The organism is Corynebacterium sp. MSK039, assembly GCF_030232315.1.
Classification (GTDB): Bacteria; Actinomycetota; Actinomycetes; order Mycobacteriales; family Mycobacteriaceae; genus Corynebacterium.
Map to the genome: position 1 here is coordinate 191,346 of NZ_JASPJL010000002.1, position 19,320 is coordinate 210,665.

Sequence of the window (19,320 nt, forward strand, 5' to 3'; positions counted from 1 at the left end):
TTATGTCCGATTCTCCACAGACCATCCAGCACAACGTGCCGCTGGCTGAACTCGACCCGGATGTCGCCCGCGCCATCGACGGCGAGCTGGCCCGCCAGCGCAACACTCTCGAGATGATCGCGAGTGAGAACTTTGTGCCGCGCGCAGTGCTGCAGGCGCAGGGCTCCGTCCTGACCAATAAGTACGCCGAGGGCTACCCTGGACGCCGCTACTACGGCGGCTGCGAGCACGTCGACGTCATCGAGGACCTGGCCCGCGACCGCGCGAAGCAGGTCTTCGGCGCGGAGTTCGCCAACGTGCAGCCGCACGCTGGTGCGCAGGCCAACGCCGCCGTCCTCATGGCGCTGGCTAGCCCGCGGGATAAGATCCTGGGCCTGTCCCTGGCTCACGGTGGACACCTGACCCACGGCATGCACCTGAACTTCTCCGGCAAGCTCTACGAGGCTATTGCCTACGAGGTGGACCCGGAGACCATGCGCATCGACATGGATAAGGTCCGCGAGCAGGCGCTCAAGGAGAAGCCGACCGTCATCATCGCTGGTTGGTCCGCCTACCCGCGCCACCAGGACTTCGCTGCCTTCCGCTCCATCGCGGACGAGGTCGGCGCGAAGCTGTGGGTCGACATGGCCCACTTCGCAGGTCTGGTTGCTGCCGGCCTGCACCCGTCCCCGGTCCCGCACGCTGACGTCGTGTCCACCACGGTGCACAAGACCCTCGGTGGCCCGCGTTCCGGCCTGATCCTGGCGAAGCAGGAGTGGGCGAAGAAGCTGAATTCCGCAGTCTTCCCGGGCCAGCAGGGTGGCCCGCTGATGCACGCCGTTGCCGCGAAGGCCGTGGCCATGAAGGTTGCCCAGACCGACGAGTTCCGTGACCGCCAGGCCCGCACCCTCGAGGGCGCGAAGATCCTGGCTGAGCGCCTGTCCGCCGCTGACACCAAGGGTGCTGGCGTCGAGGTGCTCACCGGCGGCACCGATGTTCACCTGGTGCTGGCTGACCTGCGCCACTCCGAGCTGGACGGCCAGCAGGCGGAGGATCTGTTGCACGAGGTTGGCATCACCGTTAACCGCAATGCCGTTCCTTTCGACCCGCGCCCGCCGATGGTCACCTCCGGCCTGCGCATCGGTACCCCGGCCCTGGCTTCCCGCGGCCTGGACACCGCCGCCTTCACCGAGGTCGCGGACGTCATCGGTACCGCGCTGGCGCAGGGTAAGAACGCCGACGTCGACGCGCTGCGCGCTCGTGTTTCCAAGGTCGCCGAGGACTTCCCGCTGTACGAGGGCCTCGAAGACTGGAAGCTGGTCTAACAATGGCGGAGTCCGCTGTGAACCCGCAGGACGGCCAGGCTGGCTCCGCGTTCCAGTCCGCTGGGGCGGGGCACGCGCTGATCATCGTCGACGTGCAGAATGACTTCGTTGACGGCAGCCTGGCCACCGAACGTGGTGCGCAGGCCGCCGAGGCGATCAGCAAGCACATCGCTGGCCTGCACCGTTATGACGTCATCGTGGGCACCAAGGATTGGCACATCGACCCGGCCGGGCACTTCGCCCCGGAGGGCGCGGAACCGGACTACCAGGACACCTGGCCGGTGCACTGCGTTGCCGGGACCACCGGCGCGCAGTCGCACCCGGCGCTGGCGACTGATCAGGTCGAGGCGTGGTTCCACAAGGGTGAGTACGAGCCCGCCTACTCGGGCTTTGAAGGCCACCTCGCGGACTCTCTTGCCACCACGGAAGTGAACAGCGCTGCTGCCGAAGCGGAGCGTCCGAAGGTGCTGCTCGCAGAATGGTTGCGCTCTCGCCGTATTGGTCAGGTGACCGTGGTCGGCATCGCGACCGACTTCTGCGTGCGCGCCACGGCGCTGGATGCGAAGGCCGAGGGCTTCGGCGTCACTGTCATCCCGCGCCTGTGCGCGCCGGTGTCAGCAGCGGGGGAGGAAGCGACCCTCGCCGAACTGCGTGAGGCCGGCGTCGAGGTGAAGTAGCCGCAGTCGCGACGTAAAGCTAAAAGAACCCGATGGTGGAAACCATCGGGTTCTTTTATGTCTAACTCACCCAGGCGGGCGGCTCAGGCTGCGCCCGCCCGGCGAGGGGGCAAGGGGAGTGGCTTACTCGCCCTTAGCCAGCTTGCGGGAGATGATCTCCAGCATGATCTCGTTCGGACCACCGTAGATCGGCTGGACGCGGGAGTCCAGGTAGTGGGTAGCGATCGGGTACTCCATCATGAAGCCGTAGCCACCGTGCAACTGCAGTGCCTGGTTCACGACCTCGATCTGCAGCTCGGTGGTGTGGTACTTCGCCATCGCAGCGGTGGTCTCGTCCAGCTCGCCCTTGACCTTGGCCTCGATGCAGGCATCGACGAAGGACTGTGCAGCCTGCAGGCCCTGGACCATCTTGGCCAGCTCCCAGCGGTAGGCCTGGTGGTCGACCAGACGGTTGCCGAAGGTCTTGCGGTCCTGGGAGTGCTGGTACACCAGGTCGAAGGCGCGACGGGAGGTCGCGACGGAGCCCACGGCGATGGACAGGCGCTCCTGAGCCAGGTTGTGACGCAGGTAGCCGAAGCCAGCACCGCGCTCGCCCAGCAGGTTCTCAGCTGGGACCTGGACGTTCTCGAAGGAGAGCTCGGCGGTGTCCTGGGACTTCAGGCCGACCTTCTTCAGCGGGCCGGTCTTGGTGTAGCCCTCCATGCCGTCCTCAACGATGAGCAGGGAGATGCCGGCGCGGCCCTTCTCCGGGTCGGTGATGGCGACGATGATGGTGAAGTCCGCCTGGACACCGTTGGAGATGAAGGTCTTGGCACCGTTGACGGTGAAGGAGCCGTCGCCGTTGTCGCGGGCCAGGGTGCGGATGCCAGCCAGGTCGGCGCCGGCCTCCGGCTCGGTCATGGCGATTGCGGCGATCTTCTCACCGGAGCACAGTGGCTTGAGGAAGCGCTCCTTCTGCTCGTCGTTGGCGAAGCGCTGCAGGTATGGGATGACCAGGTCGTTGATGGTCTGGATGCCCACGATGATGGAGCCGGAGTCTGCCTTGGCGAGCTCCTCGGTCAGCACGGCGTTGAAGCGGTAGTCGTTCATTCCGCCGCCGCCCCACTGCTCGTCGACCTCCATGCCCAGCAGGCCCATGTCCCCGGCCTTCTTGAACATCTCGCGGTCGACGTAGCCCTGGTCGTGCCAGCGCTCGACGTTCGGGCGGATTTCGGTCTCCACGAAGCCGCGGACGGCCTCGCGGAACATCTCGTGCTCTTCGTTGAACAGGGTGCGCGGAAGGTAGTTCTTCATGTTGTCCTCTCCGGAAGTCGGGGGATGTTCGGTGAAAGAGCCGGAACAGTTCGCACTGTGATCCAGAACTCTTAATGCTTATGTTCATAGTAACGCTTTGTGGCCTCAGTCACCTATTTATGAAGAAATATTTTTTAAACCCTTGTGTGTGAACTTAGGTAATGCTAACCTCAAATCAGCGCCCACGGGGGATTATCTCACGAGGTGCGCCAGTAGTGGATAGTCGTTTTCTGCCGCGCCGCTCGGGAAGGCTCCTCTTCTCGCCTCGCCCGAGCAACTTGTCACGGCGCGAATGGAAGCGATGGGTTGAAAAGCTGCCGTGGCCTAGTCACCCACGGCGGTAACAAAAGGGGTACACCCGGTGTCGTCGCACGGGTGCCAAAAACTCAGGCGGGGCTTTAAGCATCACAGTGCTTAAAGCCCCGCCTGAGCTTTCCGTGAAATCGTCAACCCCCCAGCGCGGATGACCTAGTTCTTGCCGCCTGGGCGATTTTCCGCCAGCGACTTCCGAGCCTCGCGCAGCCAGTCCGGCTGGTTCTCCAGCAGCTCCTTGATCTCAGCGGTGGTCAGCGGCTTATCCAGATCATTCTTGCGCAGCGCAGTGATCGTAATGCCCAGCTTCCGCGCCACCTCCGGGCGTGGGTGGGGACCCTCGAGGCGTAGCTGCTGCAGCCACTCTGGTGGGTTCTGCTGCAGCTCCACGAATTCCTCGTGGGCCAGCGGGGTGTTCTGGAAATCCTCCGGGGCGGCCGGGAGGTAGATTCCCAACTTCTTCGCCGCCGTCATTGGCTTCATCTTTGGCCCCTTGGAGACCTTCTTATCTGTCATTGCCACTCCTGAAGGCTCAGCCATTGTGTGCCGAGCTGATAATTCTCTCGTCCGCGCGCCGCCAGTAGCGGCGCTGCGCATACTCAACTTTGCCGTCACCCATTCTAGAGCCAAGTGCCCGTTAACCCCGCCTCCCGGCAACCTGGCCTGACATTCCTTAAGTACCCCAGGGACCTCGCGATAGGATGGCCCCATGGCTCAGCTCGCCCCGCGCTACCTCCGCGTCGTCTTCAGCCCCGGCATCAACCCGGACAAGTGGTTCGCTCGCTTCGACGACCGCGTCCCCGGATGGCGAAGCGCTGGCGCTGCCGCGGACGACCCGCTGACATACATCAACAACGGAGAAGCGGACGTTGCGATCGTCCGTCTCGGGCAAGGCGGCGTACAGAAGGAAAAATTCCACGCCGTGACCCTCTACGAGGAACAAATGGGCGTGGCCGCCCCCAAAGAGCACCCGATCGAGGTGCTTGACCGGGTCAAGTGGGCCGAACTCTCCGACGAGATGTTCATGTACACCACACCCGCCGACGGCATCGACGACCTGCCCAAACTCCGCGAAATGCTGGGAGTTGTCGCAGCCAACGTCGGAATCGCCGTCGCACCCCGCCCCCTCCTGCGGGCCCTAAGAACCAGGGGAGTGGTCAACCGCGAGCTCCTGCTCCCCGCACCGCGAGACGAAGATCCGGACGCAGGCGCAGTCGATAGCGCGGCGGTAAGCGGTGAGGAGAAGGGCACCGCGCCCGGTCCAGAGCTGCCCGGCACGACCGTCGTCGCCGTCGTTTGGCTGAAAGAGCGGGATGCCGAGGAAATACAGGAATTCGTCGGCATCTGCCGCGGCCGAAAGGCCGGAAGCAGCCGCGGGGAACTCAGCGGCGCGGAACAGAAACGAGCCGCTCGCACACCAAAAAACGCGACGTCGTCGACAACCACCCCACGCCGAGCCCGCGGGCGCGCAGGGGCGCGCAAGAAAAGCGGCAAGAAAAATTGGAAAGGCCGCCGGCACTAAGGCAGAATCTGTGCCATGACGACCGTGGATAAGAACACTCCAGAGACGACGGGCGGATCCGAGCCGAAGATCCAGGACGTCGAAAGCCCGAAGCGCGCAGAAGACAGCATCATCATCCGCAACCTCCGCGAAGAGGACTACCCGGAAGTTCGCGCCATCCTGCAAGAAGGCATGAACACCGGCGAAGCTACCTTCGAGGCCGAAGCCCCCGAATGGGAGGACTTCCGGGCAGCGCGTCTGCTGGAACTGACCTTCGTTGCTGAAGACGAAGCCACCGGCAAGATCCTCGGCTGGATCGCGGCCTCCCCAGCCAGCCAGCGCGAGGTTTTCCACGGCGTGATCGAAGACTCGATCTACATGTCCAGCGACGCCAAGGGGCGCGGCGTAGGCGGCAAGCTGCTCGACACCCTCATCGCCGAGGCCACCAAGGCCGGCCGCTGGTCCATCCACTCCCACATCTTCCCGGAGAATGAAGGCTCCGTGCGCCTGCACGTCTCCCGCGGCTTCGAACTCGTCGGGACGTTCCACTCCATGGCAAAGATGAGCTACGGGCCCAAGAAGGACGCCTGGCGCGATAACCAGGTCTACGAGCTCGTCCTCGAAGAAGGCCCCGCCCGCAACGGCGAATAATCCCCCGCGCCCAGCTGAGCCGCTTCGCTAGGTTAGCGTCTCGCTGAGCCGCTGTGTTTGATGTCGCGCCTAGCTGAGACGCCCTACTAGGTTAGCGTCTCGCTGAGCCGCTGTGTCTGATGTCGCGCCCAGCTGAGACGCCCTATTAGTCTAGCGTCTCGCTGAGGCGCTGGGGCCGAATGAAGACCAGCACCAACCCCGCCACCAGCATCGCCGGCGCCAACCACCCCAACACCGGCACCAGCGCATCGTTATACGCGCCCACCACAGCATCTCGCACCGGCCCCGGCAGCTCGTGCACCGCATGCGGCGTCAAACTGTGCTGACCGCCATGGGCGAACTTCTCCGCATACGGCGCCGCCGCAGGTCCCATCGCAGCCAGCGCTTCCGGCAGCCGCTGCGACATAAACTCGCCGGCACGGTGGCTGAACAAACTGCCCACCACCGCGGCACCCACCGAACCGCCGATCTGGCGGAAGAAATTATTCGCCGCCGTCGCGGTACCCACAATCTTGATGGGGAAGGTGTTCTGCACCACCAGCGTCAGGATCGGCACCGTCAGACCCAGCCCCACGCCAAATACCGCGAGGCACAGCCCGAGATACTTCATCGAGGAATCCGGGGTCAGCCGCCCCACCATCACCAACGCGACCGTCGCGATCCCCAGGCCCACAACGGGAAAGTACTTATACTTGCCCGTGCTCGAGATGTAACGCCCCGACGCCGTCGAGGAGATCAGCATTCCTGCCATCATCGGGATCATCATGAGCCCAGCAGCCGTGGGGGACAGGCCGTGAATCATCTGGATATACGTCGGCAGATAAGCCATCGCACCGAACATCGCCACGCCAACGATGATGCTGGAGATCGTGGTCAGCGCGAAGTTGCGCACCCCAAAGAGCTTCGTCGGCAGCACCGGGTTCGCCACCCGCGGCTCAACCACCAGGAACAATGCGGTGGCCACGATGGTGCTGCCCAGCAGCCCCAGGATGACCGGATCGGTCCAGCCGTAATCGCGGCCACCCCACGTCAGCGCCAGGATCAGCGTGCTCGTTGCGGCAGCCAACAACACCGAGCCGAACCAGTCGAAAGGTGCGCGCTGCCCGCGCCGCGGCAACTTCAGTGCGAACGCCGAGAGCGTGAAGGCGATGACCGCCAGGGGCACGTTGAACCACAGTGCCCACCGCCAGCCTGGGCCGTCGGTAAAGAATCCACCCAGCAGGGGCCCAAGCACACTCGACAGGCCAAAGACCGCGCCCATGAGCCCCATGTACTTGCCGCGCTCGCGAGCCGGAACCACGTCGGCGATGATCGCCTGGGAGAGCACCATCAGGCCGCCACCTCCCACGCCTTGCACCGCGCGGGCGAGGATCATCATCCCCATGGACTGCGCATTCGCGCCGATCACCGAGCCGAGCAGGAAGACCGCAATCGCGAACAGATACAGCGGCTTACGTCCCAGCTGATCGCCGAGCTTGCCGTAGATCGGCATGCCAATGGTCATCGTCACCAAAAACGCGGTGATGACCCAGCTCATCTTGTCCGCCCCGCCCAGCTCGCCAACCAGCGTCGGCAGTGCCGTGGCGAAGATCATCTGCCCCAGCGAGGACATGAGCATGCCGATCATCAGCGAGGCGAAAACCAGCGGGACGTTATTTTGTTTGCGGTAGTCCTTTCCGGGGGCGGTGGACGCGGTATCTGTCATCTTTTCTTCCTGCTGTTGGGTTCGTTGTTGTGATGTTTATGTCGGTTGGGGAGGGGACGACGTCCCCGCCTGCAAGATCGGTCACTCAAAGCTCAGCCGGTCGAAACCAGCATGGAGCGTGCCGAGGGCGCGGGTAGCGGCGGTGAAGGCCTCGGCGTCGGCGATGCCGCTATCGGAACTGTGCGCCAGGGCGAACGCGGACCACACCGTGGAGGTCACCATGTTGACCAGCAGATGCGCTTCTTGTTCGAGCGGTAGATCCCGCAAGCTTCGATTGGCGGGGTGCTCGGTCAGGTTGGCGATAATGGCCTTCTTGAGGCGCTCCTTAGCCTCATGGAGCGAACGATGGCGGTCGTAGAGCAGCTCGGGGGATGTGCGAAGAAGCACGGCACGGCGCCGGGCGATCTCTCGGGAGAGCGCTGGGTCGATCGAACTGGCATGCCGCCGCTTCTGGACCTCAATATGCGCCCTGCCGACGAGCTCCACCACCTGCGCCGGGAAGGGGAGGTCCTTCTCGGCGGACAATTCAGTGATCTCCGCGAGTAGGGCCGGGGTGACGACGCTGGCTGACGGGCCGCTCAGCAGCTGGGCCTTGGATTCGAAGTAGTTGAAGAAGCTGCGGCGGCTAATGTCCGCGCCTTCGCAAATCTGCTCCACGGTCACTTGATCCACGCCGTGCTCGAGGAAGAGGCGGGTGGCTACGTCCTCGATGGTGAGCGTGGTGTGGAGCCGGTTTCGTTCACGCCTTCCGGTCAGCGGGCCGCTGTGCTCGGGCCTAGGTTCGGGAGCTGGGTGCTGTGTCACCCAAAAAAGATTACGCTCAGTGCACTATTGCACGCAATGCAAAAATATGTGAGATGGCCGATACTTCGGGCCGTAGGGCGGGTACAAAAACCGGCCGGGCCACGGGGATCCGTGGCCCGGCCGGCGGACGCGGCGCGTGAGCTGGCCTAATGCCAGTTCAGCGCGGCGGGTGCTTCTTAGAAGCGGTCGCGGTCGGTGTTGGCCATCGCCAGCACGTCGAGGCGCTTGTCCAGCTCCTCTTCGGAGAGCTTCTCCGGGACGAAGCCCAGGTCGATGACGGTCTGGCGGATGGTCTTGCCCTCAGCCAGTGCGGTCTTTGCGACCTTAGCTGCGTTCTCGTAACCGATCGCGGAGTTCAGCGGGGTCACGATGGACGGGGACTTCTCGGCCTCCAGCTTCATGTGCTCCTCGTTGGCCTCCAGGCCGTCGACGAGACGCTCGGCGAAGACGGTGGCGGTGTTCGCCAGCAGCTTGATGGACTCGAGCACGTTGCGAGCCATCATCGGGATGAAGACGTTCAGCTCGAACTGGCCCTGGGTGCCACCGAAAGCGATCGCGGCGTCGTTGCCGATGACCTGCGCGGAGACCTGGGTTGCGGTCTCACACAGAACAGGGTTGACCTTGCCCGGCATGATGGAGGAGCCCGGCTGCAGGTCCGGCAGGTGCAGCTCGCCCAGGCCGGTCAGCGGGCCGGAGCCCATCAGGCGGATGTCGTTGGCCATCTTGTAGAAGGAGACGGCGACGCTGCGCAGCGCGCCGGACATCTCGACCAGACCGTCGCGGTTAGCCTGAGCCTCGAAGTGGTCCTCGGCCTCCTTCAGGACGTCCAGGCCGGTGAGGTTCTTGAGCTCCTCGGTGACCTTCGCGCCGAAGTCAGCCGGGGTGTTCAGGCCGGTGCCGGTTGCGGTGCCGCCGATCGGCAGCTCGCCGACGCGCGGCAGGGTAGCCTTCACGCGCTCGATGCCGAGCTCGATCTGGCGGGCGTAGCCACCGAACTCCTGGCCCAGGGTGACCGGAACCGCGTCCATCAGGTGGGTGCGGCCGGACTTCACGACGTTCTTGTACTCCTTGGCCTTGTTCAGCAGGGAAGCCTCAAGCTTCTCCAGGGCCGGGATGAGGTCCTTGACGGCGGCCTCGGTGGTAGCCACGTGGGTCGCGGTCGGGAAGGTGTCGTTGGAGGACTGGCCCATGTTGACGTCGTCGTTCGGGTGGACCTCGACGCCCGCCTGCTTAGCCAGGGATGCGATGACCTCGTTGGTGTTCATGTTCGAGGAGGTGCCGGAGCCGGTCTGGAAGACGTCGATCGGGAACTCGGCGTCGAACTCGTTATCGGCGATGCGCAGGGCAGCGTCGACGATGGCCTGGCCCTTCTCCTCCGGGAGCAGGCCGCGCTCGATGTTGACCTTGGCGCAAGCAGCCTTCAGCAGGCCCATCGCGCGGATCTGTGCGCTCTCCAGCGGGCGGCCGGAGATTGGGAAGTTTTCCACTGCGCGCTGGGTCTGGGCGCGCCACAGGGCCTTCGCCGGGACCTTAACCTCGCCCATCGTGTCGTGTTCGATGCGGAACTCTTGATCGGTCATAATCGCTTCCTTCTGTTCTGAAGAATTAATAGTTCGGATTATCGCGCGCCCCAGCTGGGGCGGGGAGCTTCGGGTGCTCCCCATGCCACACAACATTCTACCGAGCTTTGCGACACGCGGGTCGCGGGGCAGTCTCCATGCGCGTGAGGAGCGCGTGATGTTCGCTTTAGATGTAGTCGAGCACCGAGTACTCCTGCAGCTTGCCCAGCTGGTGCTGGGACTCCAGGAAGCGGATCGTGCCGGACTTCGAGCGCATGACCAGGGAACGGGTCACCGCGGAACGGTTGCGGTAAGACACGCCGCGCAGCATGTCGCCGTCGGTCACGCCGGTGGCGACGAAGTAGCAGTGCTCGGAGTTCACCAGATCGTCGGTTGTGAGGATCTTGGACAGGTCGTGGCCGGCGTCGATAGCCTTCTCGCGCTCAGCGTCGTCCTTGGGCCACAGCTGCCCCAGGATCTCACCACCCATGCACTTCATGGCGGCGGCGGTGATGACGCCCTCCGGGGTGCCACCGATACCCATCATGATGTCCACCGAGTTGGTGGAGGAGTCCTGGGCGGCGGCGACCGCGCCGGCGACGTCGCCGTCACCGATCAGGCGCACCTTCGCGCCGGCCTCGCGGATCTCACGGATTAGGTCGTGGTGGCGCGGGCGGTCCAGAACCACGACGGTGACCTCCTCAGGGGCGATGCCCTTGGCCTTCGCGACGACCTGGATGTTGTGGGAAGCCGGCGCGTCCAGCTCGATCAGGCCCTTAGCCTCCGGGCCGACGGCGATCTTCTTCATGTAGAACACCGCGGATGGGTCGTACATGCTGCCGCGCTCCGCCGCCGCGATAACGGAGATCGCGTTCGGGCGACCCTCTGCCATCAGGGTGGTGCCGTCCACCGGGTCGACGGCGATGTCCACCGCCGGGCCCTTGCCCGTGCCGACGGACTCGCCGTTGAACAGCATCGGTGCTTCGTCCTTCTCACCCTCACCGATGACGACGACCCCGTCCATCGCGACGGAGTTGATCATCATGCGCATCGCGTCCACAGCGGCGCCGTCGCCGGACTCCTTCTGGCCGCGGCCGACCCACTTTCCGGACGCGAGCGCGGCAGCCTCAGTCACGCGCACGAGCTCCATGGCGAGGTTGCGATCGGGGGCCTGCTTGGTCGACTGCGGGGTGGCGCTGGAATTATCGGCGGACATGGTGTTAAACCAACTCTTTCACTCGATTGGATCGTGCGGGCTGAGCGTGCTGTTCGACTCCACCACGTTTTTGTAGTTCCGGCAGAGTGCAGCCCTGTACGGCCCTCATTTTATATCCCTCCACACACAGAGGTTGGCAGCGACGTGGGGACTGCCCTAACTCGGGCAGCTCCCGTGATTGCGAGTGCGGGTGGGAATTACCAATTCCGCCTGCTTTTGGGATAATGACCGGCGTGCGTATCGAAAAGCCCCGTCTGTTTCAGTCCACGAAGGACATCTTGCTGACCCTCGGTGTCCTCCTCCTCGTGACGTTCTTCACGGTGGGCTTTACCGGCCTGTGTTCCTTCAACCCGGGCGGGCCGGATAAGTCCGGTCCGGTCCGTGAGGTGGACGCCCACTCCTTCCTCACCCTGGAGGCACGGGGCATGAGCTTCCCGCTGCGGGAGCCCAAGATGCCAGAGGGTTGGGTGCCGAACTCCGCCCGCCGATCCCAGGTCGGGGCAGAACCTGCGCCGCTGGTGGGCTGGGTCATCGACGGGGAGCGGTACATCTCGCTGCGCCAGACCTCTGCGGACTTTAAGGCCGCAACCCAGCCGGATCAGCACTTCCGCGAGGCTGCGGGGACCGAGGAAGCCGGCGGACTGACCTGGCACGTCTACAAGGGGGAGGACGCCCGCCCAATCTGGGTCGCCGACGCGGGTGAGACGCGCTTGATTTTGGAGGGGATGGCCAGCCACGAGGACATGGCAACCGCCGCGGAGATCACGGCGAAGACCAAGCCGCTGGAGGTCTCGGCTGAATCCCAGTCCACCGGGGGAGCACCCGCAAGCAGCGGTGCGGCAGACTCCGGAGTTGCTGGTGGGGCAGCCGGTGATGCCCGGTAGGGATTAAGAGCTGCTCGGCGCGCCGGTCTGTTGACCGGCGTCGCCCTGCCCCGAAGAGCCCTGGCCCGCATTCTCCTGAGGCGAGCCGCCCTGGCCTGCGTTTTCCCGCGCGGCCAGGGCTTTTTCGATGCGCGTGCTTGCCCCATCCAGGTACTTCTCGCAGTACGCTGCTAGCTCCTCGCCTCGCTCCCAGTAATTCAGCGACTCGTCGAGGCTCATCTGGCCGAGCTCGAGGATGCGAACGACCTCTACCAGCTCGTCGCGGGCCTGCTCATAATTTAGTTCCTCGATTGGGCGAAACTTCTGCTGTTCACTCATGGCTGCTCCTTCACTGATCCTTAAAACTATTCTTCTTCGGTGTTTGTCGGTGTGTTAGCTCGCGTCGTATCTGAAGCTTCTGAGCCGGGGGCTCGCTCCACCGCCATCGCCGCGGCGGTCACGGAACCATCCGCCACCCGGATGCGCAGCTGCGAGCCGGGGCTGACATCCGCCACCGTGGTGACCACGGCAGGGCCCGACCCATCCCGGGGGATGACCTGCATGATGGAGTAGCCGCGGGCCAGAGTCTGGGATGGCCCCAACGCGTTGACCTGGGCGCGCAGCGAGGTGATGCGGGAACGCATGTCGCGAACGAGCAATCCGAGCGCGCGGTCCTTTCGGCCCACTGCCTCCTCGATGATCTCCCGTTGCCTGCGCAGGGGGATCAGCGGGTCAGCCAGCACTGGCCGGGAGCGGACCCCCTCAAGCTGTCGGCGCTCCGAGCGTACCCAACTGCGCAGGGCACCCACGGCCCGTTGGCGCAGTTCCGCGATCGCCTGCTGCTCGCCGAGCACATCCGGAACCACCTTCTTCGCTGCGTCGGTGGGGGTTGCGGCCCGCACATCGGCGACCAGGTCGAGCACGGGATTATCCGGCTCGTGTCCGATCGCCGAGACCACCGGGGTGCGCATCCGTGCCACCGCGCGGACCAGCGCTTCCTCGGAAAATGGCAGCAGGTCCTCCACCGAGCCACCGCCACGGGCGACGATGATGACGTCCACGTCTTCGTCGGCCTCGAGTCGCTGCAGTGCCGCGACCACCTCGGGCACCGTATTCGGCCCCTGTACCGCGGTGTTGATCACCTCGAAGCGCACGGCCGGCCACCGCTGCTGGGCGACACTCAGTACGTCCCGCTCCGCGGCAGAACCCCGCCCGGTGATCAGGCCGATCTTCTTCGGCAGGAACGGGGGAGCGGTCTTCAAACGCGGGTCGAAGAGCCCCTCGGCGCTCAGCGCCCGCTTCAACTGCTCGATGCGTGCCAGCAGCTCGCCCACGCCAACCTGACGCACCTGGGTCACCCACAGCGAGAAGGAACCCCGGCCCGCGTAGAAAGCGGGTTTGCCGTAGACCACCACCCGGTCGCCATCACGCAACGGGGTAGGCAGGTTCTGCAGGGTGCGGGTGTTCATGGTCAGCGGAATGGAGAGGTCCTTTTCCACATCACGCAGGGTGATGTAGGACAGCTTCCACGTCGGCTTCATGTTGACCTGCGTGATCTGGCCCTCCACCCACAAGAAGCCGAGGCGCTCGATCCACCCCTTGATCTTCTGGTTGACCATGGACACGGGCCACGGCTGCTCCGGTGAGTTCGCGTTCATGCGAGTCATTGTAGAGATCGCTGCAGACAAGCCCGGGAGGCCTCGCAGACAACGCACACCTACTCGGCCCCGAACAAGGTGTCAGGTTCGCCCCGACGGCCGCGACGGTACCGCAGAAAAGCCCATGATTTGGCAGCTGGGCTAAGGTGGGGGCATGACTTTGCCTGGTACCACCGACACCCGACAAAACGACGACACCACCGCGGCCACCCCATCGGGCACCGCGGGGAAGAAGAAGGTTTACCTCGCTGCACCGCGCGGCTACTGCGCCGGCGTGGATCGTGCCGTTGAGACCGTAGAAAAGGCGCTCGAAAAGCATGGCGAGCCGCTCTACGTCCGCAAGGAGATCGTGCACAACAAGCACGTCGTCAAGACCTTCGAGGAACGCGGCGTGATCTTCGTCGATGAAGCCGACGAGGTGCCCCGCGGCTCCAACGTCGTCTTCTCCGCCCACGGTGTGTCCCCAGCCGTCCGCGACCAGGCCCGCCAGCTGGAGCTGAAAACCTTCGACGCGACCTGCCCGCTGGTCACCAAGGTGCACCACGAGGTCACCCGCTTCGCGAAGCAGGGCTACCAGATCATCCTCATCGGCCACCACGGCCACGAGGAGGTCGAAGGCACCGCGGGCGAGGCGCCGGACGTCGTCCACCTCGTCGAGGACCAGGAGGACGTCGACAAGCTCGAGTTCGCGGATGACGAGAAGCTCGTCTGGCTCTCCCAGACCACCCTCTCCGTCGACGAGACGATGCGCACTGTGAAGATGTTGCGGGAAAAGTTCCCGCACATCCAGGATCCGCCGTCCGACGACATCTGCTACGCCACGCAGAACCGCCAGGTCGCTGTGAAGGCCATCGCGCCGAAGGTCGACCTGATGATCGTGGTTGGCTCCCAGAACTCCTCCAACTCGGTGCGCCTCGTCGAGGTCGCGCTGCAGAACGGGGCGAAGGACGCCCACCTCGTCGACTACGCCAACCAGGTCAAGCCGGAGTGGTTCGAGGGCGTTGAGAACGTCGGCGTGACCTCGGGCGCCTCCGTGCCGGAGATCCTCGTCCGCGGTGTTCTCGAGCTGCTCGCCGAGCGTGGCTATGCCGAGGTTGAGGAGGTCACCACCGCCACGGAGGACCTGATCTTCTCCCTGCCGCGCGAGCTGCGCCCGTCCCGCACCGCCGGCCGGAAGGCTTAGTCACCGAACGTCGAGGCTGGGGAGGGGAAAGATCCCACCCCGGCGTGATGTGAAAACCCGCCACGACCATGGTCGTGGCGGGTTGTGCTTTTTGAGAGGCGCAAGCCGAAAGCTAGATCAGCTGGCTTGCCCTGCGCGGAGCTAGTAGTCGCGGTCCTCAGTGGACTCCCGCCCGGCGCCGGTGTGTCGGCTTCGTGGCAGGGGGCTGCGGCGGCTGCCGTACTCCGACCGCCCAGAGCGCGATACGCCCTCGGTGGGGGAGGAGTAGCCAGTCGAGTACCGGGATGAGGACTCGGAAGAGGGGTAGCGCTGCGCCGAGCGTTCATCAGCCCGGCCTGGGACACCGCGGCGGCGCTCCGAGGAGGCCCGCAGATCCTCACGACTATAACTGCGAGCTCCCTCCGTACGGCGCTGCTGGAATCGCGCCGGGTCGAAGGGGACGTTCTTCCCGCTGGTAGCCGAACGCCGGTGCGCGGCACGAGAACGAGCGCGCTGGGAAAGCTCCTCGTTGGAGCGGTTGGCGTCGGACTGACGGCGACGGCGCTGCGTGGCCCTGGCCCGCGCACGGTCGACGCTCTCCCGGTACAGCCACCACCGCACCGCAGCGAGCAGCACGCAGATCAGCATCGTGACAGCGAGCCACAGGTAATGCTGGACGATCGGGTAGGCCGACGTCGCCAACTTCGCCTTGGCCGAACCACCGGAGGGGGCTGCGATACGGGCCACGATGAACGTCCCCACGACAAACCAGAGGGGGAACGAGGCCACCGTCAAGAACAGGCCACGCGGCTCCACGAACAGGGTGCAGACCACCATGGCGGCAGCGAAGAGCACAAAATACCCCGTCGGCAGCGTGGTGCTGCCCCAGCCGATGACAAGCCCAGTCAGCAACACCGCGGTCATCACCAGCAGGGGCGACCAGACGGGGAAGCGGGAACTTGCGTTATGCGGGGAGGTATCAGACACGGCCATTGATGTTACTTATCGCCCTTACGAAGCGGGTTGAGCAGGTTGCTGAAGGTCAGCTTTTCCTTAGTGACCTTCATCGCGCCCCGCTGGCCCGCCAGCCACTGCTCCGCCTTGCGCTGGGACTGCGCACCGGACAGAGATCCCGCGGTGGTGGCGAACTCGATATCCTCCATGGATTTCTCGCCCGTCGCGAGATCCGTCAGGTCGCCCATGTAGCGCAGGACGACGGCGATCATCGCAGCTGCCGGAACCGCCAGGAACGCGCCGATAATGCCGAAGAGCGTGCCACCCAGCGTCACTGCCAGCAGCACGATCACCGGGTGGAGGTTCATCGCCTTGGCCTGCAGCCACGGCGAGAGCACGTTGCCCTCCAGCTGCTGGACAGCCAGCACCAGGATCAGGGTGAAGATCGCAGTCTTGAAGCCCACGCCCACCAGGGCGATCAGGACCGAGAGGACACCGGCGACGGTGGCACCGACGATCGGAATGAAGCCCGCGAAGAAGGTCAGCACCGCCAGCGGACCCGCCAGCGGAACGCCCATCAGGAAGAGGCCACCGCCGATGAACACGGCGTCGATCAAGGAGACCAGTGCCTGGGTGCGGATGAACCCGCCGAGAGTCTGCCAGCAACGAGTCAGCGCCTCGGTGAGGTGCCACCCGACGCGGCGACCCGTGATGCGGCGGATCATCGGCAAGAATTTCTCGCCGTCCTTGAGGAAGAAGAAGGTCAGCACCAGCATGATGAACAGCGTCATCAGGGCAGACAGGGTGGCGGACGCGCCCGCGGCGACCTCAGAGGCGATGCGTCCAGACTGGTTCTGCAGCCAGTTCGTCGCCTGATTCAAGGCATCGTTGAACTGGCTCTCCTGGAGATTGACCGGCGGGCCCTGCAGCCAGCGCTGAATCGTGCGGATACCGGCATTGGCCTGGGTGGCGAGTTCTCGGGACTGATCCACGGCAGGTGGGATGATCAGCGCGAACAGGCCGGCGATCACCACGAAGAAGCCGATGATCGTCGTGGCCACCGCGAGCGCGTTCGGGAAGCGTAGCTTCTCACGCAGCACGCGGACGACCGGCCACAGCACGGTACAGACGATCAGCGCCAGCAGAACCGGCAGGATGCCCACCCACAGTTTGCCGAAGGCCTTGGAGGCCACGTAGGCGGCCAGTGCGATGATCAGCAGGCGCAGGCACCAGCCCGCGAACCAGCGCACGGAGGTACCCAGCACCTCGGCACGATCCCGTACTTCGGGGTTGAGGTCCTCGGCCTCGTCGAGGCTGGTGTACTTATCCAACGAGCCGTCGTGGAGGTGGGGGTGCTTCTTATGAAATTCGCGAGACTTTTCGCTCAGCTTCTCGGCGAGCTTATTCTTGCCGCCGGAGTGCTCCTTGTCATCGCTCTCGTTATCCGACATGCCCTCCGGGATAGTGGGGGCAGCTCCGTCGACGTTGACGCCCTGAGCGTCGCTGTCCTCGTTCTGCGTGGACGTGGTGTCCGAGCTGCGACGGCTGCGACCCTGCTCTTCGGGCAGGGGCAGTGTGGATTCGTGATCAGCGCGCCGGGATCCGGCGAGGAAGTCGGCGAAGTCGCGCTCGCTGTCGTGGTCGGGGGTGTGCTTGCCCTCGCCACGGCCGCTATTGCGCGGGTCTTTGGATGAATTCATGTGTCCATCATGCCTGAAAAGCGCATCAAAACAATGTTTAACCCCACCGCAAATCACTGATTTGTCGGTGGGGTTAGCTTTAACGTGGGAGCAGTGCTAGGAGACCCGAACGGCGGCAAGCGCCTCGTCGTGGGTGCCTGGGGCGGTCCCCAACTCGCCGGACTCCTCATCGCTGCTGTTGGTCAGCATGATGACAGATGCGACGAGGCCACCCCAGATGACGAGGATGAAAAGTACCATCATGATCAGCGCGATTGCGGTCATGTTAGTTGTCTCCCTTCTTGGTGGGGTTGGACTCAGCAGCGGCCGCAGCTGGGCGCTGTGCCGCGGCGGCCAGGGTATTTGGCTCGTTGTTCTTACGGCCGAAGCTCGGCACTCCGTAGTCCGAGCCCGGGACTCCATCGAGGTGGATGCCCTGGCGGAAGGGGACGATCGTCATCACGATCGCAGCGATCGCGATGATGGCTAGCACCAGCCAGCCGTAGGTGGTGATCTGGCCGGTGGCGTAGCCCTCGTAAGGCTCCTTGATTAGCCCGATGATCTCCGAAACCATCGTGTACAGCAGCACGATTGGGGTCAGGACGAAAGCGAAGAACTGCCAGACCGGACCAACCTTCACGGAGGACACGGCGTTGAGATGCTGAGTCATCTCCACACGGCGCTTGAACACCCAGGCGGTGAGGATCAGGGCCAGCGAGGCGCAGAAGATGATGCCGATGTTGTTCGTCCACTTATCCATGATGTCCAGGGCGACCAGGCCGGTGGTCGCGGAGAACAGCAGAGTGGAAATGGTTCCCATGATCGCGCCGATGATGATCGCGGCGGTCTTGCGCTCCAGGTTGAACTTGTCCTTCACAGCGGAGACCACGACCTCCATCAGGGAAATCAGAGAGGTCAGGCCGGCGATGAACAGCGAGACGAAGAACAGGATGCCGAAGGCCTCACCGAAAGGCATTTCATTGATGATCGTCGGGAAGGCAACAAAGGCCAGGCCGATTCCGCCGCTGACAACCTCAGAGACGTTGGTCTGCGTCTGGTGAGCCATGAAGCCCAGGGCCGCGAAGACGCCGATACCGGCCAGCAGCTCGAAGGAGGAGTTTGCGAAGGCAGTCACCATACCGGTGTTCGTCAGGTTGGTGCGTGGCTTCAGGTAAGACGCGTAGGTCGTCATGATTCCGAAGCCGATGGACAGGGAGAAGAAGATCTGACCATAGGCCGCGATCCACACGCCCGAGTCCGTCAGTGCGCCCCAGTCCGGGGTGAAGAAGGCATTCAGGCCATCGAGTGCGCCGTCGAGGAACAGTGCGCGAACGACCATGAGAAGGAACAGGACGATCAGCAGGGGCACGAAGATGGTGGTGAGCTTACCGATACCCTTGTTGACATCTGCCGCCAGCACGATGGTGGTGATCACCCACACTGCGACCATAATCAGCAGAATGGGGATAACGAACTTACCCGAGTGGGTGGACTCGGCGTCCAGGTGCAGGAAGTCGTTGAAGAAGTAGGACTCGGTGTCCGTGCCCCAGCTCAGCGAGAGCGACTTCCATGCGTAGAGGCCTGACCAGCCGATGATGGCGGCGTAGTAGATGGTGATGAAGAAAGCCACGCCCACCTGCAACCAGCCGATAGGCTCCGCGCGGCGGTCCATGCGCCGGTAAGCCAGCGGTGCCGAGGCGCGGAAACGGTGGCCGATGCTGAAGAAGAACCACAGCAGCGGGACACCCGCCGTCAGCAGGGCGATCAGGTAGGGGATGAGGAAGGCGCCGCCGCCGGAATCGTAGGCGACGTAGGGGAAACGCCAAATATTGCCCAGGCCCACGGCCGAGCCAATCGCCGCCATGAGGAATACCAGGCGGGTGTTGAAGGTCTCGCGGGCCTGAGGGCGCGAGTCGTCGGTGAATGCTCCGGGTGAGGTTGTGGAGCCACCGGGCGTTGTGGAGCTCATGATGTGGTGCGTC

The 19,320-nt window shown here is 64.3% G+C and carries 18 protein-coding genes; 6 read left to right on the top strand and 12 right to left on the bottom strand.

Annotated features, from left to right (window positions below; translation table 11 throughout):
* Positions 1-2: 2 nt before the first annotated feature.
* Both glyA and QP997_RS02500 read left to right on the top strand, forming a co-directional pair.
* On the top strand, positions 3-1,304 hold the full coding sequence (gene glyA, locus QP997_RS02495) for a serine hydroxymethyltransferase (protein ID WP_070758609.1): 1,302 nt from the start codon (positions 3-5) through the stop codon (positions 1,302-1,304).
* A gap of 2 nt (positions 1,305-1,306) precedes the next feature.
* Positions 1,307-1,981 carry an isochorismatase family protein gene (locus tag QP997_RS02500; protein ID WP_070758608.1) on the top strand — a complete coding sequence of 225 codons (675 nt, stop codon included), beginning with the start codon at positions 1,307-1,309 and terminating at the stop codon, positions 1,979-1,981.
* A gap of 123 nt (positions 1,982-2,104) precedes the next feature.
* On the opposite strand, the gene QP997_RS02505 is transcribed toward QP997_RS02500, so the two are convergent.
* Together QP997_RS02505 and QP997_RS02510 are read right to left on the bottom strand one after the other, a co-directional pair.
* On the bottom strand, positions 2,105-3,274 hold the full coding sequence (locus QP997_RS02505) for an acyl-CoA dehydrogenase family protein (protein WP_070758607.1): 1,170 nt from the start codon (positions 3,272-3,274) through the stop codon (positions 2,105-2,107).
* Between the two features lie 468 nt (positions 3,275-3,742).
* Entirely contained in the window at positions 3,743-4,102 is a 360-nt protein-coding gene (locus tag QP997_RS02510) for a DUF5997 family protein (protein ID WP_284846105.1), read from the bottom strand.
* 193 nt (positions 4,103-4,295) lie between these two features.
* Between QP997_RS02510 and QP997_RS02515 the strand changes: the two genes are divergently transcribed.
* Both QP997_RS02515 and QP997_RS02520 read left to right on the top strand, forming a co-directional pair.
* Positions 4,296-5,108, top strand: a complete 813-nt coding sequence (locus QP997_RS02515) for a LysR family transcriptional regulator substrate-binding protein (RefSeq protein ID WP_284846106.1) — start codon at positions 4,296-4,298, stop codon at positions 5,106-5,108.
* 15 nt (positions 5,109-5,123) lie between these two features.
* Complete coding sequence (locus QP997_RS02520; protein WP_070758604.1) at positions 5,124-5,738, top strand: GNAT family N-acetyltransferase; 615 nt, start codon at positions 5,124-5,126, stop codon at positions 5,736-5,738.
* 145 nt (positions 5,739-5,883) lie between these two features.
* On the opposite strand, the gene QP997_RS02525 is transcribed toward QP997_RS02520, so the two are convergent.
* The 4 genes from QP997_RS02525 to glpX form a co-directional block, all read right to left on the bottom strand.
* Positions 5,884-7,443: an MDR family MFS transporter gene (locus QP997_RS02525; RefSeq protein ID WP_284846107.1), complete on the bottom strand. Its 1,560-nt coding sequence runs from the start codon at positions 7,441-7,443 to the stop codon at positions 5,884-5,886.
* Between the two features lie 81 nt (positions 7,444-7,524).
* A complete protein-coding gene (locus QP997_RS02530) occupies positions 7,525-8,247 on the bottom strand; it encodes a TetR/AcrR family transcriptional regulator (protein ID WP_284846108.1) in 723 nt (240 codons plus the stop codon).
* Between the two features lie 176 nt (positions 8,248-8,423).
* Entirely contained in the window at positions 8,424-9,827 is a 1,404-nt protein-coding gene (locus QP997_RS02535) for a class II fumarate hydratase (RefSeq protein WP_148812584.1), read from the bottom strand.
* Between the two features lie 166 nt (positions 9,828-9,993).
* Positions 9,994-11,022, bottom strand: a complete 1,029-nt coding sequence (gene glpX / locus QP997_RS02540) for a class II fructose-bisphosphatase (protein WP_070758600.1) — start codon at positions 11,020-11,022, stop codon at positions 9,994-9,996.
* A gap of 224 nt (positions 11,023-11,246) precedes the next feature.
* On the opposite strand from glpX, the gene QP997_RS02545 reads away from it, so the two are divergent.
* Entirely contained in the window at positions 11,247-11,906 is a 660-nt protein-coding gene (locus tag QP997_RS02545; RefSeq protein WP_284846109.1) for a DUF4245 domain-containing protein, read from the top strand.
* A gap of 3 nt (positions 11,907-11,909) precedes the next feature.
* Here the strand turns inward: QP997_RS02545 and QP997_RS02550 are convergent, their stop codons facing one another.
* Both QP997_RS02550 and xseA read right to left on the bottom strand, forming a co-directional pair.
* On the bottom strand, positions 11,910-12,224 hold the full coding sequence (locus tag QP997_RS02550; RefSeq protein WP_284846110.1) for an exodeoxyribonuclease VII small subunit: 315 nt from the start codon (positions 12,222-12,224) through the stop codon (positions 11,910-11,912).
* A 26-nt stretch (positions 12,225-12,250) separates the two neighbouring features.
* Positions 12,251-13,543, bottom strand: coding sequence for an exodeoxyribonuclease VII large subunit (xseA, locus tag QP997_RS02555; RefSeq protein ID WP_284846111.1), 1,293 nt, complete (start codon positions 13,541-13,543; stop codon positions 12,251-12,253).
* 154 nt (positions 13,544-13,697) lie between these two features.
* Between xseA and QP997_RS02560 the strand changes: the two genes are divergently transcribed.
* Positions 13,698-14,726 carry a 4-hydroxy-3-methylbut-2-enyl diphosphate reductase gene (locus tag QP997_RS02560; RefSeq protein ID WP_070758597.1) on the top strand — a complete coding sequence of 343 codons (1,029 nt, stop codon included), beginning with the start codon at positions 13,698-13,700 and terminating at the stop codon, positions 14,724-14,726.
* Between the two features lie 141 nt (positions 14,727-14,867).
* On the opposite strand, the gene QP997_RS02565 is transcribed toward QP997_RS02560, so the two are convergent.
* The 4 genes from QP997_RS02565 to QP997_RS02580 form a co-directional block, all read right to left on the bottom strand.
* The gene (locus QP997_RS02565) at positions 14,868-15,698 is read right to left on the bottom strand and encodes a DUF6542 domain-containing protein (RefSeq protein WP_148812581.1); all 831 of its coding nucleotides are present in this window, start codon (positions 15,696-15,698) and stop codon (positions 14,868-14,870) included.
* 5 nt (positions 15,699-15,703) lie between these two features.
* Complete coding sequence (locus QP997_RS02570; RefSeq protein ID WP_284846112.1) at positions 15,704-17,359, bottom strand: AI-2E family transporter; 1,656 nt, start codon at positions 17,357-17,359, stop codon at positions 15,704-15,706.
* A 96-nt stretch (positions 17,360-17,455) separates the two neighbouring features.
* Entirely contained in the window at positions 17,456-17,623 is a 168-nt protein-coding gene (metS, locus tag QP997_RS02575; protein WP_148812577.1) for a methionine/alanine import NSS transporter subunit MetS, read from the bottom strand.
* Between the two features lies 1 nt (position 17,624).
* On the bottom strand, positions 17,625-19,307 hold the full coding sequence (locus QP997_RS02580) for a sodium-dependent transporter (protein WP_148812575.1): 1,683 nt from the start codon (positions 19,305-19,307) through the stop codon (positions 17,625-17,627).
* Between the last annotated feature and the right edge of the window lie 13 nt (positions 19,308-19,320).

What these genes read in the sequence shown, in the direction of transcription:
- QP997_RS02525 (WP_284846107.1), bottom strand. Translation starts at nt 7,443, where the DNA reads ATGACAGATACCGCGTCCACCGCCCCCGGAAAGGACTACCGCAAACAA.
- QP997_RS02565 (WP_148812581.1), bottom strand. Translation starts at nt 15,698, where the DNA reads ATGGCCGTGTCTGATACCTCCCCGCATAACGCAAGTTCCCGCTTCCCC.
- glpX (WP_070758600.1), bottom strand. Translation starts at nt 11,022, where the DNA reads ATGTCCGCCGATAATTCCAGCGCCACCCCGCAGTCGACCAAGCAGGCC.
- QP997_RS02515 (WP_284846106.1), top strand. Translation starts at nt 4,296, where the DNA reads ATGGCTCAGCTCGCCCCGCGCTACCTCCGCGTCGTCTTCAGCCCCGGC.
- QP997_RS02550 (WP_284846110.1), bottom strand. Translation starts at nt 12,224, where the DNA reads ATGAGTGAACAGCAGAAGTTTCGCCCAATCGAGGAACTAAATTATGAG.
- glyA (WP_070758609.1), top strand. Translation starts at nt 3, where the DNA reads ATGTCCGATTCTCCACAGACCATCCAGCACAACGTGCCGCTGGCTGAA.
- QP997_RS02520 (WP_070758604.1), top strand. Translation starts at nt 5,124, where the DNA reads ATGACGACCGTGGATAAGAACACTCCAGAGACGACGGGCGGATCCGAG.
- xseA (WP_284846111.1), bottom strand. Translation starts at nt 13,543, where the DNA reads ATGAACGCGAACTCACCGGAGCAGCCGTGGCCCGTGTCCATGGTCAAC.
- QP997_RS02505 (WP_070758607.1), bottom strand. Translation starts at nt 3,274, where the DNA reads ATGAAGAACTACCTTCCGCGCACCCTGTTCAACGAAGAGCACGAGATG.
- QP997_RS02560 (WP_070758597.1), top strand. Translation starts at nt 13,698, where the DNA reads ATGACTTTGCCTGGTACCACCGACACCCGACAAAACGACGACACCACC.
- QP997_RS02570 (WP_284846112.1), bottom strand. Translation starts at nt 17,359, where the DNA reads ATGAATTCATCCAAAGACCCGCGCAATAGCGGCCGTGGCGAGGGCAAG.
- QP997_RS02510 (WP_284846105.1), bottom strand. Translation starts at nt 4,102, where the DNA reads ATGACAGATAAGAAGGTCTCCAAGGGGCCAAAGATGAAGCCAATGACG.
- metS (WP_148812577.1), bottom strand. Translation starts at nt 17,623, where the DNA reads ATGACCGCAATCGCGCTGATCATGATGGTACTTTTCATCCTCGTCATC.
- QP997_RS02545 (WP_284846109.1), top strand. Translation starts at nt 11,247, where the DNA reads ATGACCGGCGTGCGTATCGAAAAGCCCCGTCTGTTTCAGTCCACGAAG.
- QP997_RS02580 (WP_148812575.1), bottom strand. Translation starts at nt 19,307, where the DNA reads ATGAGCTCCACAACGCCCGGTGGCTCCACAACCTCACCCGGAGCATTC.
- QP997_RS02500 (WP_070758608.1), top strand. Translation starts at nt 1,307, where the DNA reads ATGGCGGAGTCCGCTGTGAACCCGCAGGACGGCCAGGCTGGCTCCGCG.
- QP997_RS02535 (WP_148812584.1), bottom strand. Translation starts at nt 9,827, where the DNA reads ATGACCGATCAAGAGTTCCGCATCGAACACGACACGATGGGCGAGGTT.